This is a genomic window from Streptomyces sp. NPDC096013 (genome assembly GCF_044763565.1).
In the GTDB taxonomy this organism is placed as follows: Bacteria; Actinomycetota; Actinomycetes; order Streptomycetales; family Streptomycetaceae; genus Streptomyces.
Genome location: NZ_JBIWGK010000016.1, coordinates 139,195 through 153,576, shown reverse-complemented (window position 1 = coordinate 153,576; position 14,382 = coordinate 139,195). Strand labels below are relative to the sequence as shown.

Here is a 14,382-nt window from a genome sequence, read left to right as displayed (position 1 = left end):
CCGGGGATTCCCCTGCTATTCCTCGGTCATGACCGTGCATTCCCCTTATGCCCCGGACGCCACCGACTGGCGCATCCTCGACGTCCTCCAGCGAGACGGCCGGGCCAGTTTCGCCGAGCTGGCCCGGGCCGTCTCCATGTCCGCGAGCGCGGTGACCGAGCGGGTGCGGCGGCTGGAGGAGGCGGGGGTGATCGAGGGGTACGCGGCGGTCGTGGACCCGGACCGCCTCGGCCTGCCGATCCTGGCCTTCGTGCGGCTGCGCTACCCGAACGGCAACTACAAGCCCTTCCACGACCTGGTCGCGGTGACGCCGGAGATCCTGGAGGCGCACCACATCACGGGCGACGACTGCTTCATGATCAAGGTCGCGGCCCGTTCGATGCGGCACCTGGAGGAGGTCTCCGGCAAGATCGGCGCCCTCGGATCGGTCACGACGAGCGTCGTCTACTCGTCACCGCTCCCCCGCCGCCCCCTGGGCCACTGACCTCGAGGACCGCGCGGGGCCCGCAGCCCCTACTGTCCCCGCAGCCCTTACTGCCCCCGCTGCCGTACGGCCGATCCGTCCCGCCCCTTCACGACCTCCAGCTGCGCGTGGATACGGCGGCGCAGATCGGCGACATGGCTGACGATGCCGACGCTGCGGTCCCGCTCGCGCAGGGAGTCGAGGACGTCGAGGACCTCGTCCAGGGTCTGCTCGTCGAGGCTGCCGAAGCCCTCGTCGATGAAGAGGGTGTCGAGCCGGACCCCGCCCGCCTCGTCGGTGACCACGTCCGCGAGTCCGAGCGCGAGGGCGAGCGACGCGAAGAACGTCTCCCCGCCGGACAGCGTCGCCGTGTCCCGTTCCCGCCCGGTCCACGCGTCGACGACATGCAGTCCGAGTCCGCTGCGACCGCGCCCGGCCCGGTCGTCCGAGTGGACGAGGGTGTAACGCCCGGACGACATGCGTTGCAGCCGTACGGTCGCGGCGGCGGCCACCTGTTCCAGACGCGCGGCGAGGACGTACGACTCCAGGCGCATCCGGCGTTCGTTGTCGGCCGAGGTGCCGGCGGTGAGGGCGGCGAGGCGGGCCACCCGGTCGTACTCCTCGCGCAGCGGGGCGAGTTGGCGTGCCCCGGCGGCGGACCGGGCGGAGAGCTGGTCGAGTTCGGCGCAGCGCCGGTGCGCCGCGTCGCACGCGGAGGCCGCGGCCCGGGTCCGCTGCACGGCGGCCGTCGCGGCACGCTCCGCCACGTCCGGTTCGGCGGGGGGCAGTTGCGCTGCCGCCGCGGTGTCGGCCTCCGCGAGCACGGCCCGTACGGCGGCTTCCTCCGACTGCCAGGCGTCCAGGCGCCGTTGGAGTTCGCGGTGGGCGGTGTCGTCGAGGAGGGCGTCTCCCGCCGCCTGCGGGGTGTCGAACCCGGCGCGGAAGGCGGCGTCGGCGAGCCGGGCATCGGCGTCCTTGAGGCGCTGCGCGGTGTCCTCGGCGATACGGACCGCGTCGGCCGCGTCGGTGAGCAGCGCGACCTGCCGCTCCAGCTCGGCGGCGCGCGCGGCCACGCTGTCGGCGCTGCCCCGGGACTGAGCCAACTCCCCTTCCAGGGAGGCCCGTTCGCGGTCCAGGGTGTCGCGCAGGGTCGTCCGGGAGGCGGCCCGGAGGGCGGCCTGCTGCTGGACCCGGGTCCGCCGCTCGTGCTCCTGCTCGGCCCGGCGCAGCTCCTCGGTCGCGGGGTGCAGCCAGGAGGCGTCGCGGCGGGCCTGCTCGTAGAGCCGCTCCAACTCCGCGACCTCGTCGGCGAGTTGATCGGTCGGCGTGTCACCGGCCTCGGCGGTGGCGGCGGCGAGGGCTTCGCGTACGACGCCGAGCCGGCGCTCGGCCTCGGTGCGCTGTTCCTCGGCGCGCTGGAGGGCGGCAAGGGCCTGCTCCTCCGCCGCGCGGTCGACGTGTCCGTCGGACTTGCGGGCGGGGGCGGGGTGTTCGGTGGCTCCGCAGACGGCGCAGGGGGCGCCGTCGGTGAGGTGGGCGGCGAGTTCGGCGGCGATGCCGTTGAGCCGCTGTTCCTTGAGGTCGAGCCAGTGGGTGCGGGCCTTGAGGGCGTGCTCGGTCGAGGCGAGCACCTGCCGGTGTGCGTCCTCGGTGTCTCCGGCGAACTGGTCCCGCTGCCGGGCCGCCCCGAGCCGCCGCTCGGTGGGCTCGCGCCGTACGGCCAGTTGCTCGGCCCGGGTGGTGGCCTCCTGGGCCGACTCGATCCGTGCCTGAAGCCCCGCGCGGGTGGTGTCCCACTCGGCGAGCCAGGCCTCGGCCTCCTGCCGTACGTCCTCGTCGGCACGCTCCTGGCGCTCCAACTCGGCGCGCTCCACGCCGAGTTCGGTGAGCCGCTGCTCGGCGCGGCGGGCCGATTCCAGTCCGCCCAGTTCCTCGGCGGCCCGGCGTGCGGCAGCGGCGAGTCCGGTGGCCCCGGCGCCCGCGAAGGTGTCCGGCAGCAGGTCGAGCGCGCGCGCCTCGGCCCGGGCCGCCTGCCGGTGCTCGGTCTCGGCGGCCTCCCGCAGCTCCAGCGCGGGCGCCACGGCCTCCGCCTTCCGGGCCCGCTCCATCCGCGCCTGGGCCTGCCGGTAGCCGTCGGCCCGCTCCTCCATGAGCGTGGCCCGCTCGCGCGCCTGCGTGAACCGCTGTTGCAGGCGGGCCAGTTCACGGACGTCGGCCAGGGCCCGGTCGGCGGCGGCCTGGGCGGACTCGGCGGCGGCCAACCCGCCCTGTGTGACGGTCAGTTGCTCGCGCGCGGTGCTGCGGGCGACGGCCGCCGCGGCCAACACGGCGTCGGCGAGGCCGGGTTCGCCCGGGGCGAGGTCCGGCAGCTCCATGGCGTCACCGGCGGCCTGCTGCATGCGGTGCGCGTCGGCGAGCAACTCGGCGTCGCCCTCGCGGACTTGAGCCTCGGTGGCCCGGCGCCGCTCCGCGAGCCGCTTCTCGACCTCGGCGAAGCGATGGGTGTCGAAGAGCCGGCCGAGCAGCTTGCCGCGCGCCTCGGCGTCGGAGCGCAGGAAGCGCGCGAACTCGCCCTGGGGCAGCAGCACGACCTGGCAGAACTGTTCCCTGCTCATGCCGAGCAGCTGGGTGATCTCCTCGCCGATCTCCTGGTGGGAGCGGCTGAGGTCCTTCCAGGCGGCGGTGCTCGTGTCGTACTCGCGCAGCCAGCTCTGTGCCTTGTCCAGGGTGCTGCCGGTGCCGCGCTTCTTGGGGCGGGCCCAGGGCGGCTGCCGGGTGAGTTCCAACCGCCGTCCGGCGACGGTGAGTTCGAGCCGTACCTCGGTGCGGGTGCCGACCTCGGCGTGGTCGCTGCGCAGGCCGAGGCCCTGGCCGGACTGGCGGACGCCGGGCACCGAGCCGTAGAGCGCGTAGCAGACGGCGTCGAGGACGGAGGTCTTTCCGGCGCCGGTCGGGCCATGGAGCAGGAACAGCCCGGCGGAGGACAGCTCGTCGAAGTCGACGGTCTGGGAGCCGCCGAAGGGCCCGAAGGCGGTGATGTCCAGCCGGTGCAGCCTCATCGGCGACCGCCCCCTTCGCCCGCCCGCCGCGCGAGGCCGACAGCGCACCGCACATCCGCCGCACCCCACCGCACGGCCGCCGCTGCCGGCCCCGTCTCCACCTCACCCCACCGAACGCTCACGGCGTCACCTCCCGTACGACGGAGTCCGCGCGCACCGCGTCGAACGCCTCCTGGAGCACGGTCCGTTCGTCGTCGTCGGGTCCGGCGCCGCGCACATGGGCCACGAAGTCGTCGGCGATCTCCCGGTCGTCGCGCCCCGCGAGACGGCGGGCGTACGACACGTCCGGGTCGTCGGGCGACCGCTCGGGGTCGAAGACGAGACTGAGCGTGTGCGGGAAGCGCTCGGCGAGGCGGGCCATCGGGTCGGCCGGGCGCACCGCGTCGGTGAGCGTCGCCTCGACCCACGCCTCCTCGTGCCGCCCGAGCTCCGGATCGCGGAGGAGGTCCTCCAACGTGCCCCGGATGCGGGCCAGTCCACGCGGTACCGGGCAGTCGAGGCGTTCGGCGGTGACGGTGCCCTCCGCGTCCAGGTCGATCAGCCACATGGTCTTGCGGTGGTCGGCCTCGGAGAAGGAGTACGGGAGAGGGGAGCCCGAGTAGCGGACGCGGCCGGTGATGGCCTGGGAGCCGTGCAGATGCCCGAGCGCCGCGTAGTCGACGCCGTCGAAGACCCCGGCCGGTACGGCGGCGACCCCGCCGACGGTGATGTCGCGCTCGCTGTCACTGGCCTCGCCGCCGGTGACGAAGGCGTGCGCGAGGACCACGGAGCGGGTGCCGGGGGCGCGGGTGGCGAGGTCGGCGCGTACCCGGTCCATAGCGGCGGCGAGCACGGCTTCGTGACCGGCCTTCTCGACCCCGAACTCGGCCTTGACCAGGGCGGGTTCGAGATACGGCAGACCGTAGAAGGCCACGTCGCCGTGCGCGTCCGGAATGATCACGGGTGTTCCGCAGGCGGACGGCTCGGTGCGGAGGTGGATACCGGCGCGGTCGATCAGACCGGCGCCGACGCCGAGGCGGCGGGCGGAGTCGTGGTTCCCGGAGATCATCACCGTGGGCACGCCCAGGTCGGCGAGCTTGTGCAGCGTGTCGTCGAACAGCTCGACCGCCGCGAGCGGCGGCACCGCCCGGTCGTACACGTCACCCGACACGACCACCGCGTCCACGCCCCGCTCGCGCACGGTGGCGACGAGGTGGCTCACGAAGTCGGCCTGGGCCCCGAGCATGTTCACGCGGTGGAAGGCCCGGCCCAGGTGCCAGTCGGAGGTGTGCAGCAGTCTCATCGGGCCACCACGCTAGCGCCTGTCGGCCCCTGGCCCACCATTGACCTCGGAGTTCCCACTCATCTAAGCCCTTATGGGAGGAAATAGGCGGATCGGTGGGATCGTCGCGGCGCCGGGGCCGAAGGCGAAGCCGACCTTTCCCGGATCGGGCGCCGTGTCCCGTCGTCCACGATGAGGACCGCGCCGTGGATGAAGGACGAAGGACGCGGCCGGCGAGAGCAGCCGGACGATCACCTCGGCAACCTGTTGACCTGTCGACCTGTCGACCGGGTGGGCCACCGCTCCCGGCTCGTCGGCCTCGGGGCGACGGCCGCCGATGACGACGACCCGCTCGTCGACCGTGGGCTTTCGGTGCTCCTCGGCTGCCGGGAAACGGCGACGCCACGCGCCTGGGCAGGGACTGTGGAAAACCGCAACTCCCTTGTACCGCACGGGTGCTGCGCTAATCTCGCGTCACACGCACCACGCGAGAGACACAGGGTTCCCATGCCAGTCGAGTTCCGCGGTCGGTCCGAAACGATGGCCTATGCGGCGGCGGGGATGGAGCCGCCGCCCGTGGTGCCGCTGCGGAAGAGCGACCCTCGGCAGGCGGGCCCGTACCGGTTGCTGTCGGTGCTCGGCAGCGGGGGGATGGGCCGGGTGTATCTGGGCCGGGACGCCACCGGCGCCACGGGCCCGGCGGCCGTGAAGGTGATCCGCCCCGAGTACGCGGAGGACCCGCTCTTCCGCAGGCGCTTCGAGCGCGAGGTCGGCGCGCTGGACCGGATCCGAGGGGCCCACATCGTGCGGCTGTTGGGCAGCGGCTGCGACGAGGACCTGGTGTGGGTGGCCACCGAGTACATACCCGGGCCGACCCTCGCGGAGCTGGTCGACGCGCGCGGTCCGGTCGACGCGGCGGCGGCCTGGCGGCTGCTGGCCGACGTGGGGCGGGCGATCGAGGCGATCTGGCGCGCGGGGATCGTGCACCGCGACCTCAAGCCGTCCAATGTCATCCTGGGTGCCGACGGCGCCCGCGTCATCGACTTCGGTGTCGTCCAGGCCGGAGACGCCACCTCGATCACCGCCACCGGCCAGAACGTCGGCACCCCCGCCTACATGTCCCCGGAGCAGGTGCGCGGCCAGGAGGTGACCGCGGCCTCCGACGTCTTCTCGCTGGCCTCCACGCTCACCTACGCCGTCGCCGGAGAGGCCCCGTTCGGCGAGGGCACCGGGGTCGACGTGCTGCACCGGGTGGCGTTCGACCCGCCCCGGGAGGACGTCCTCGACAAGGTCGCCGACGTCGACGCGGAGCTGGCCGCGTTCATCCGCACCTGCCTCGACAAGGACCCCGACCTGCGGCCGTCACCCGAGGCGGTGTTCAGGACGGCCATCGGGCATCAACTCGCCGCGCCGGTGGGCGGTCCGCCGCGCGTCGCCCCCCGCCCCGCCCCCGTCGAGCGGCCTACGACCACCCCGACCGCCCCGCCCCCGGCTCCCGCACAGCACGGCGACTCCCGTAGAAAGCGCGGCAAGTTGATCGCCGGTGCCGTCGCCGCCGCGGCCGTCCTGGTCGCCGGCAGCATCACCGCGACCCTGCTCCTCCACGACAACCCCGGGTCGTCGGCCGGTTCCCCGCCGAAGGCGCCCCCGGCGCTCGCCCTGCCGGAGAACTCGTCCCCGGGGGCGGCCAGTTCGCCGAGCGGGTCCCCCACGGCATCGGCGACGAAGGCGAAGGCGTCGCAGAAACCGTCGGCCGCGCCGGCCGCCCAGAACCCCGCGAGCCTCGACATCCGGGTCTCCTCCTGTGTCCACGAACTCGCGGCGGGCGCGCACGGCGACTGCGTCAAGGCGCTCCAACTCCTGCTGGCCGGCCACGGGTTGCACGTCACGGTCGACGGCGACTACGGGGCGACGACGATCGACGCGGTGAAGGTCTTCCAGACCGAGGCCGGGATCACCGCGACCGGCACGGTCGACGCGCACACCGCGAAGCTGCTCTACGGCACGCCGCGCGGGCCGGTCCGGGCCGGTTCGGTGACCGTCACCGAGAGCGTCGACGCGCGGCCGGTGCCCCGGTGTCTCGACGCCCACGCCGGGGCCGTACAGGTGTGGGCGTGCAACGGCACGTCGGCGCAGCGGTGGGCGCTGTTCCGCGTGCCGGGGCACACCTCCCAGTACCTGGTGGTCCATCAGGGCAGCCACGACTGCCTGGACGCCGACGCCGGGACGATCGGCCGGAACGGGCAGAGGATCCGGGTCGCTGCTTGCGACGGACTCGGCGCCCAGCGCTGGCTGTTGGGGGCTTCCGCGCAGCCGAGCGGTCGAACACTGGTCAGTGTCCCGGACGGCTTCTGCCTGGACGCGGATGCCCCCACTTCGGGGCAGAACGGCCAGAGGGTCCAGGGCTTCAGTTGCGCGGGCAGCTCCAACCAGGTGTGGACCTGGGCACCCTGACGTACCGTCAGGCTTCGCCTTGGGGTGCCTGGCCCGTTATCGAGCGTGAGTTGAAGCACCCCGGCATGCGGACAGAACCAGCCCGGAGGCCGCTCACGCGTCCCCGTACGCCTCCCCGCCCAGCTCCAGTTCCGCCGTGCCCGCCGTGGCGTCGGCGAGCCAGCCCCGGAACGCGTCCACCTCGGCGTCCGGCAGGCCGATCTCGATGGTGACGGCCTCGCCGTAGCGGACGTCCCGCACCGCGCGGCCGGTGGCGTGCAGGTCGTTCTGGATCTTGCCCGCGCGCTGGTGGTCGACGGTCAGCGTGGCGAGGCGGAAGCGGCGGCGGGTGAGCGTGCCGAGAGTGTCGAGGGCCTCGCCGACCGAGCCGCCGTAGGCCCGGATGAGGCCGCCCGCGCCGAGCTTGACGCCGCCGTAGTAGCGGGTGACGACGGCGACGACGTACCGCATGTCGCGGCGCAGCAGCATCTGGAGCATGGGGACGCCCGCGGTGCCGCCGGGTTCGCCGTCGTCGCTCGCCTTCTGGATCGCGGCGTCGGCGCCGATGACGTAGGCGAAGCAGTGGTGGCTGGCGTCGGTGTGTTCCTTGCGGATGCGGGCAATGAAGTCCTGGGCCTCCTGCTCGGTGGCCGCCGGGGCGAGGGCGCACAGGAAGCGGGAGCGGTTGACCTCGGTCTCGTGCACGCCCGGGCGGGCCACTGTGCGGTACTCGTCCTGCATCCGCCCAGCCTATGCGCAGGGTCAGGGGTCGCCCCCGGTCCGGGTGCGGGTGACGATGTGGTGGATACTCGCTGCTCGTCGCCCGGGCACCGGGCACGTTCGTTCGATCACAGGGAGTACTCAGCATGACCGGCGCGCAGGTGGACCCCACGGAGAGCACGGAATCCGGGGTTCCGGAGTCCGCCGCGGAGCGCTGCCGGGCCTGGCTGCTGGACGGGCTGAGCGAGCAGAGCGCCCGGCACCCCGGCCCGCACGCCACGCCGAACCCGGAGCACGAGGGGCACCGCTGGTGGCGGGTCATGTGCCTGACCGGCGTCGACTACTTCTCCACGCTCGGCTACCAGCCGGGCATCGCCGCCCTGGCGGCCGGGCTGCTGTCCCCGCTGGCGACGGTCGTGCTGATCGGGCTGACGCTGCTCGGGGCGCTGCCGGTGTACCGGCGGGTGGCGCACGAGAGTCCGCACGGCGAGGGGTCGATCGCCATGCTGGAGCGGCTGCTGCCGTGGTGGTCGGGGAAGATCTTCGTCCTGGTGCTGCTGGGGTTCGCGGCGACGGACTTCATGATCACGGTCACCCTTTCGGCGGCGGACGCGGCGGCGCACGTCGTGGAGAACCCGTTCGCGCCGGGCTGGATGCACGGCGGGAACACGTGGATCACTCTGGTGCTCGTCGGGGCGCTGGGCGCGGTCTTCCTCAAGGGCTTCCGGGAGGCCATCGGTATCGCCGTGGTGCTGGTGGGCGTCTATCTCACGCTCAACCTCGTCGTCCTCGCGGTGTCCGCGTGGGAGGTGCTGAGCCATCCGGTGAAGATCGGCGACTGGACGGACGCGATGACGGCGGCGCACTCCTCGCCGCTCGCGATGGTCGGGGTCGCCCTGCTCGTGTTCCCGAAACTGGCGCTCGGCATGTCCGGCTTCGAGACCGGGGTGGCGGTGATGCCGCAGGTCAAGGGCGGTGACACGGACACGTGGGCGAAGCCGACCGGCCGGATTCGCGAGACCCGCAAGCTGCTCACCACGGCCGCCGTGATCATGTCCTGCTTCCTGCTGCTGTCCAGCCTGGCGACGACGATCCTGATCCCGCAGAGCGCGTTCAAGACGGGCGGCCCGGCGAACGGCCGCGCGCTCGCCTATCTCGCGCACGAGCACCTGGGCCAGGTCTTCGGCACGTTCTACGACGTCTCGACGATCGCGATCCTGTGGTTCGCCGGCGCCTCCGCGCTCGCCGGCCTGCTGAACCTCGTACCGCGCTATCTGCCCCGCTACGGCATGGCGCCGGAGTGGACGCGGGCGGTGCGGCCGCTGGTGCTGGTCTTCATGGTGGCGGCGATCGTCATCACGCTGTGGTTCCACGCGAGCGTGGACGCCCAGAGCGGCGCGTACGCGACCGGTGTGCTGGTGCTGATGCTCTCCGCCGCCTTCGCGTCCACGGTCACGGTGCACAAGCGGGGCCACCACAGGGCGACGCTCGGGTTCGGGCTGATCACCGCCGTGTTCGCGTACACCCTGGTCACGAATGTCATCGAACGGCCCGACGGCATCAAGATCGCGGGCATCTTCATCGTGCTGATCCTGGTGACGTCGTTCGGCTCGCGCGTGCACCGCGCCTTCGAACTCCGCGCCGTGGAAGTCACGTTCGACGACACCGCGGCCCGCTTCATCGACGAGGCGGCCGAGCACGGGCCGCTGCGGCTGATCGCGAACGAGCCGCAGGAGCACAGCCGCCGGGAGTACCGCGCCAAGGAGTACAGCCAGCGCGAGGAGACCCACATCCCGGACGGCGGCCCGGTGCTGTTCCTGGAGGTGCTGCTGCGCGACTCCTCGGACTTCTCGGCGGACATCACGGTGCACGGCGAGGAGAAGTACGGGGTGCGGCGGCTGCGTGTCGAGGGCCCCACCGTCCCGAACGCGATCGCCGCCGTCCTCCTCTCCTTGCGCGACCGCACCGGCAAGGTCCCGCACGCGTACTTCACCTGGACCGAGGGCAGCCCGGTCAGCCATCTGATCCGCTTCCTGATCTTCGGCGACGGCGAGGTCGCCCCGGTCACCCGCGAGGTCCTGCGCCGCGCGGAACCGGACCCGGACCGGCGCCCGCGCGTCCACGTGGGCTGAACGGCCGCTATCGGCGAGGGTGTTGACCGTCGGCGGCGGGCGGGCGGCGGCGCAGGCGTTTGTCGGTGATCGGCGGGGTGGGGTCGATGTAGAAGTCGCCGGAGTTCACGTCGACGCCGGGCGGGACGATCTCGTCGATGCGGTCGAGGACGTCGTCGCCGAGTTCCACGTCGGCGGCGGCGAGGAGATCGGCCAGCTGCTCGGGCCGGCGCGGGCCGATGAGCACCGCGGTGACCGCCGGATGGGCCCGGACGAACGCGGTGGCCAGATGCGGCAGCGGCAGACCGGCCTCGGCGGCCACCTCGGCCAGCGCGCGCACGGCGTCGGCCTTGGCCCGCACACCGGGCAGGCCGAGGTCGAACATCCTCGCCCCCGCGCCGGCGCTGCGATGACCGCCGGTCGGGTCCGAACGCCCCGACAGCCAGCCCGAGTTGAGCGGACCGAAGGTCAGCACACCCATGCCGTACCGCTGCGCGGTGGGCAGCACCCGGCTCTCCACCCCGCGGGTGAGGATCGAGTACGGCGGCTGCTCGGTGCGGAACCGGTGGTGGCCCCGGCGTTCGGCCGTCCACTGGGCCTCCACGATCTCCTCGGGCGAGAAGAACGAGCCGCCGATCGCCCGCACCTTCCCGGCCCGCACCAGGTCCGACAGGACGGCGAGGGTCTCGTCGATGTCGGTGTGCGGGTCCGGGCGGTGCAGCTGGTACAGGTCGACGTGGTCGGTGTCCAGGCGGCGCAGGCTGTCCTCCAGCGCCCGGCGGACCCAACGCGCCGATCCTCCACGGCGGTTGGGGTCCTCACCCATCGCGAGGCCGAACTTGGTGGCCAGGACGACGTCGTCGCGGCGGCCCTTCAGCGCCTTGCCCACGATCACCTCGGACTCGCCGCCGGAGTACACGTCGGCGGTGTCGACGAGATTGATCCCGGCGTCCAGCGCCGTGTGGATCATCCGGACCGACTCGTCGTGATCGGTGTTGCCCATCGCGCCGAACATCATCGCGCCGAGCGCGTACTCGCTCACCGACATGCCGGTGCCGCCGAGAATCCTGCGCTTCATCACGGACCTCCCAGTGCGTGCGTTTGCCTCCCACCAGCCGAACACCTCTCGCCCACGAGGTGGGAGACCCGCTCCGACCGGGGGTCCAACAGACCCCCTCCGGCTCGGCCGCTCCCCAGGTCACCCGGTCTACGGTGGAGGAATGGCCCAGGAACCCAACAGCGACCTGCGGGACTTTCTCCGCTCGCGCCGCGCGAAGATCACCCCCGAGGAGGCGGGCCTGGCCCCGCTGCCCGGCACCCGCCGCGTTCCGGGTCTGCGGCGCGAGGAGGTCGCCCGGCTGGCCGGGGTCAGCGTCGACTACTACGTCCGTCTGGAGCGCGGACGCCACCTGAACGTCTCCGCGTCCGTCCTGGACGCGATCGCCCGCGCCCTGCGCCTGACGGACCTGGAGCGCGCGCACCTGTTCCGGATCGCCCGACCGTCCCGCACCCGTGCCCGCCCGCTGCCCCCGCAGCGGGTCCGCCCCGGTCTGCGCCTGCTGCTCGACAGCCTCACCGAGGTCCCCGCCCTCGTCTACGGCCGCCGCATGGACGTCCTGGCCGCCAACGGCCTCGCCCGCGCCCTGTACACGGACTTCGAGGCGCTGCCCGTCCGCGACCGGAACATGGCCCGCCTGGCCTTCCTCGACGACACCTTCCGCTCCCTGTACGCCGACTGGGAGGGCGCCGCGCGAGGCATCGTCGCCTCACTCCGCCTGTACGCGGGGCGCCACCCGCACGACCCCGCGCTGGCCGAGCTGGTCGGTGAACTCTCCGTCCAGGACGCGGACTTCCGCCACTGGTGGGCCGACCACGACGTGTTCGAGCGCACCCATGGCACCAAGCACTTCCACCACCCCGTCGTGGGCGACCTCGTCCTGGGCTACGAGGCCTTCGCCCCGACCGACGACCCCGAGCAGACCCTCGGCGTCTCCACCGCCGAACCGGGCTCCCCGTCCGCGGAACGCCTTCAGCTGCTGGCCAGTTGGTCCCGGACCCCGCGCCCCTGAACCCGCTCGCCGCGTACCGGTCGCGGCCCTACTTCTTCCTGCCCCTCGGCACGGTCAGCCCCGTCAACAGGGCGGTACCCGGCGCGAGTTCCCGCCAGGTACCGCCGTGCCAGGCCAGGACCGCGATGGCCGAGGTCGGGAACTTCACCCGGACCTCGTCCAGCGCGTCGTCGAGACCGTCACCGGCGAGTTCGAGAACCAGTTCCTCGAGCCCGGGGTTGTGCCCGATCAGGAGCAACGTCTCGACCTCGGACGGCACATGGTGCACGGCGTCGAGCAACTCGGGTACGTCGGCCGCGTACAGCCCCGGCTCGAACCGCACCGGCGGCGGTGTCCCCCACTCGGCGGACGCCAACTCCCAGGTCTGGCGCGCCCGTACGGCCGTGGAGCACAGGGCGAGATCCGGCAGCGAGTCGGTCTCGGCGAGCGCGACACCGGCGGCCGGGGCGTCCCGGCGCCCGCGCGGGGCGAGGGGCCGCTGATGGTCCGGAACCCCCACGGGCCAGGCCGACTTGGCGTGCCGCAGCACGACCAGCCGGCGCAGCGGACGGGCCCCGGTCCTGGCGTTCACGCCAACGACCCGATGTCACGGGTGAGTTCGAGCCCGAGCAGCCGGTCGGCGTAGGCGTATGTCTCGAAGCGGGCGCCGTCCGGCAGGTCCGGCCAGGTCTCCACCCGGCGCAGCACCCGCAGCACCTCGGGCACGTTCAGGTCGTCCTCCCAGGCGGTCCGCAGCTGCACCCGCACCTCGTCGGGCACCGGCCGCGAGGGCCGCCGTGCCCAGTCGGCGACCGCGCCGCGCCAGTGCCCGAGCGTCCGCCGCGCCTCCTCCAGCACCTCGCCGTCGAGGCGTACCGACAGGTCCCGGGGGTGCGAGAGCAGGGCAAGCCGGAGCGCACCCGGGTCGGAGAGGTCGGGGACGGCTGCCGTGGGCGATGCGACGGGGGCCACGGCGACCACGGCTCTCCCGGTCGTCCCGGAGGCCAGGGTTCCCCGCGTCGGCTCGGAGACCGGGACTCCCCCGGCCGTCTCCGCACCCTCGGCCGCGACATGGAGAACCTGGGCCTCGCCGAGGCCGGAGCCGAGATCGGCGCCTTCCTCGAAGGGGCGGATGCCCAACGCACCGGCGGCGGCGCGGAGTTCGGCCTGTTGGCGGTCGCCGGTGAGCAGGGACCAGACGGGGGTGCCGCCGAGTTCGAGGGCGCGGACGAGGAGGTCGGAGACGAGGAGGACGCGGAGCGATGTGGCGTCGAGGCCCGACGCGTGCGCCTGGACCCTGGTCAGGCCACGGCGGGCGGGGGCGGCTTCGACGGGCTCGCCGGTTCGGACGTCGATGATGCGCAGCACGGCCTGAGCGTAGGCGGGCGGAGTGCCGTACGCACGCATGTTCGTCCGGTTTTTCAGGAGGTCGTCGTCGTGCAGGCCGGGTCCGAGGAGTCGGGGGCGCAGTTCGTGCCGGGGGCGGTGACGCGGTGGGTCAGGACGCCGTTGCCGTGCGGTCGCTCCGGCAGGCGGACGCGGTAGGTGACGGTGACGGCCTGCCCGACCGGGACCGCGCCCGTCCAGGTCACCGTTCTCGCACGGGCGTCGTACGTGCCCGAACCGGCCTCGGGCGGACCGGAGTTGAGTGAACCGGCGACGAAGCCCGCGTCGTCGGCCACGTCCCTCAGGTCGTCCGTGAACCGGAAGCGGCGGGCGTCGCCCGACCCCATGTTGTCCAGGGTCGCGGTGAGGGCGACGATCCCGCCCGGCTCGGTGGCGGCGGTCGTACGGAGGTGGACGCGCGGTCCGCCGACGGTGACGCTCGCCCGGCAGACCGGCTTGCAGTGCGTGTCGGTGGTGGTCGCGGGGACGCGTACGTCGGCGGAGGCGGTGAGTTCGCCGCTGACGGATGGGGGCACGGTGCCGGTGAGGGTGTAGGTCAGGGTGCCGTGCGGGGCGATCGCGGCGGTTCCGGGTACGGTTCCGCAGGTCGTGCCCCGGCCGGCCGGGGTGCAGGTGCGGGTGAACTCCGGTGCCGGGGTGTGCAGTTCGGGTGGCGGCGCGGCCGTGATCCGCAGTCCGGTGGCGCGGGCGGGCCCGGAGTTGGCCACGACCACGGTGAACCTCAGCCGGCCACCGGGCTGGTAGGCGGGCTGCGAGGCGGTCTCCGTGACGGTGATCGCGGTGCGCGGGGCGGTCGGCGGGGCGCCCGCGCCGAGGCACAGGGCGAGAAGCGGGACAAGGAGGCGGGCGGCGGTACGGCGGCTCGGGTTCACGGGGTCAC

Annotated in this window: 11 protein-coding genes; 4 read left to right on the top strand and 7 right to left on the bottom strand. The window is 73.4% G+C overall.

The window, feature by feature from the left end; genetic code table 11:
- Window positions 1-28: 28 nt before the first annotated feature.
- A complete protein-coding gene (locus ACIRB1_RS38015; RefSeq protein ID WP_352179486.1) occupies window positions 29-484 on the top strand; it encodes an Lrp/AsnC family transcriptional regulator in 456 nt (151 codons plus the stop codon).
- Window positions 485-531: 47 nt separating this feature from the next.
- Here ACIRB1_RS38015 and ACIRB1_RS38010 read toward each other — a convergent pair whose 3' ends face one another.
- A complete protein-coding gene (locus tag ACIRB1_RS38010) occupies window positions 532-3,522 on the bottom strand; it encodes an AAA family ATPase (RefSeq protein ID WP_403468737.1) in 2,991 nt (996 codons plus the stop codon).
- A gap of 118 nt (window positions 3,523-3,640) precedes the next feature.
- On the bottom strand, window positions 3,641-4,804 hold the full coding sequence (locus tag ACIRB1_RS38005) for an exonuclease SbcCD subunit D (RefSeq protein WP_403468736.1): 1,164 nt from the start codon (window positions 4,802-4,804) through the stop codon (window positions 3,641-3,643).
- 486 nt (window positions 4,805-5,290) lie between these two features.
- Here ACIRB1_RS38005 and ACIRB1_RS38000 point away from each other — a divergent pair, with 486 nt between their 5' ends.
- Window positions 5,291-7,237, top strand: coding sequence for a protein kinase (locus tag ACIRB1_RS38000; RefSeq protein WP_403468735.1), 1,947 nt, complete (start codon window positions 5,291-5,293; stop codon window positions 7,235-7,237).
- A 93-nt stretch (window positions 7,238-7,330) separates the two neighbouring features.
- Here ACIRB1_RS38000 and ACIRB1_RS37995 read toward each other — a convergent pair whose 3' ends face one another.
- Window positions 7,331-7,957 carry a YigZ family protein gene (locus ACIRB1_RS37995; protein WP_403468734.1) on the bottom strand — a complete coding sequence of 209 codons (627 nt, stop codon included), beginning with the start codon at window positions 7,955-7,957 and terminating at the stop codon, window positions 7,331-7,333.
- Between the two features lie 125 nt (window positions 7,958-8,082).
- On the opposite strand from ACIRB1_RS37995, the gene ACIRB1_RS37990 reads away from it, so the two are divergent.
- Window positions 8,083-10,068 carry an amino acid transporter gene (locus ACIRB1_RS37990; protein WP_403468733.1) on the top strand — a complete coding sequence of 662 codons (1,986 nt, stop codon included), beginning with the start codon at window positions 8,083-8,085 and terminating at the stop codon, window positions 10,066-10,068.
- A 7-nt stretch (window positions 10,069-10,075) separates the two neighbouring features.
- On the opposite strand, the gene ACIRB1_RS37985 is transcribed toward ACIRB1_RS37990, so the two are convergent.
- Window positions 10,076-11,125 carry an aldo/keto reductase gene (locus tag ACIRB1_RS37985; RefSeq protein WP_403468732.1) on the bottom strand — a complete coding sequence of 350 codons (1,050 nt, stop codon included), beginning with the start codon at window positions 11,123-11,125 and terminating at the stop codon, window positions 10,076-10,078.
- A gap of 142 nt (window positions 11,126-11,267) precedes the next feature.
- Here ACIRB1_RS37985 and ACIRB1_RS37980 point away from each other — a divergent pair, with 142 nt between their 5' ends.
- Window positions 11,268-12,116, top strand: a complete 849-nt coding sequence (locus ACIRB1_RS37980) for a helix-turn-helix domain-containing protein (RefSeq protein ID WP_403468730.1) — start codon at window positions 11,268-11,270, stop codon at window positions 12,114-12,116.
- Between the two features lie 28 nt (window positions 12,117-12,144).
- Here the strand turns inward: ACIRB1_RS37980 and ACIRB1_RS37975 are convergent, their stop codons facing one another.
- Genes ACIRB1_RS37975 through ACIRB1_RS37965 form a run of 3 tightly spaced genes read right to left on the bottom strand, consistent with a single transcriptional unit; the run spans window position 12,145 to window position 14,374 of the window.
- On the bottom strand, window positions 12,145-12,687 hold the full coding sequence (locus ACIRB1_RS37975; protein ID WP_403468729.1) for a SixA phosphatase family protein: 543 nt from the start codon (window positions 12,685-12,687) through the stop codon (window positions 12,145-12,147).
- Complete coding sequence (locus tag ACIRB1_RS37970; protein WP_403468728.1) at window positions 12,684-13,502, bottom strand: hypothetical protein; 819 nt, start codon at window positions 13,500-13,502, stop codon at window positions 12,684-12,686. Before ACIRB1_RS37970 ends, ACIRB1_RS37975 begins: the two co-directional genes overlap by 4 nt.
- A 14-nt stretch (window positions 13,503-13,516) precedes the next feature.
- Window positions 13,517-14,374 carry a hypothetical protein gene (locus ACIRB1_RS37965; protein WP_403468727.1) on the bottom strand — a complete coding sequence of 286 codons (858 nt, stop codon included), beginning with the start codon at window positions 14,372-14,374 and terminating at the stop codon, window positions 13,517-13,519.
- Between the last annotated feature and the right edge of the window lie 8 nt (window positions 14,375-14,382).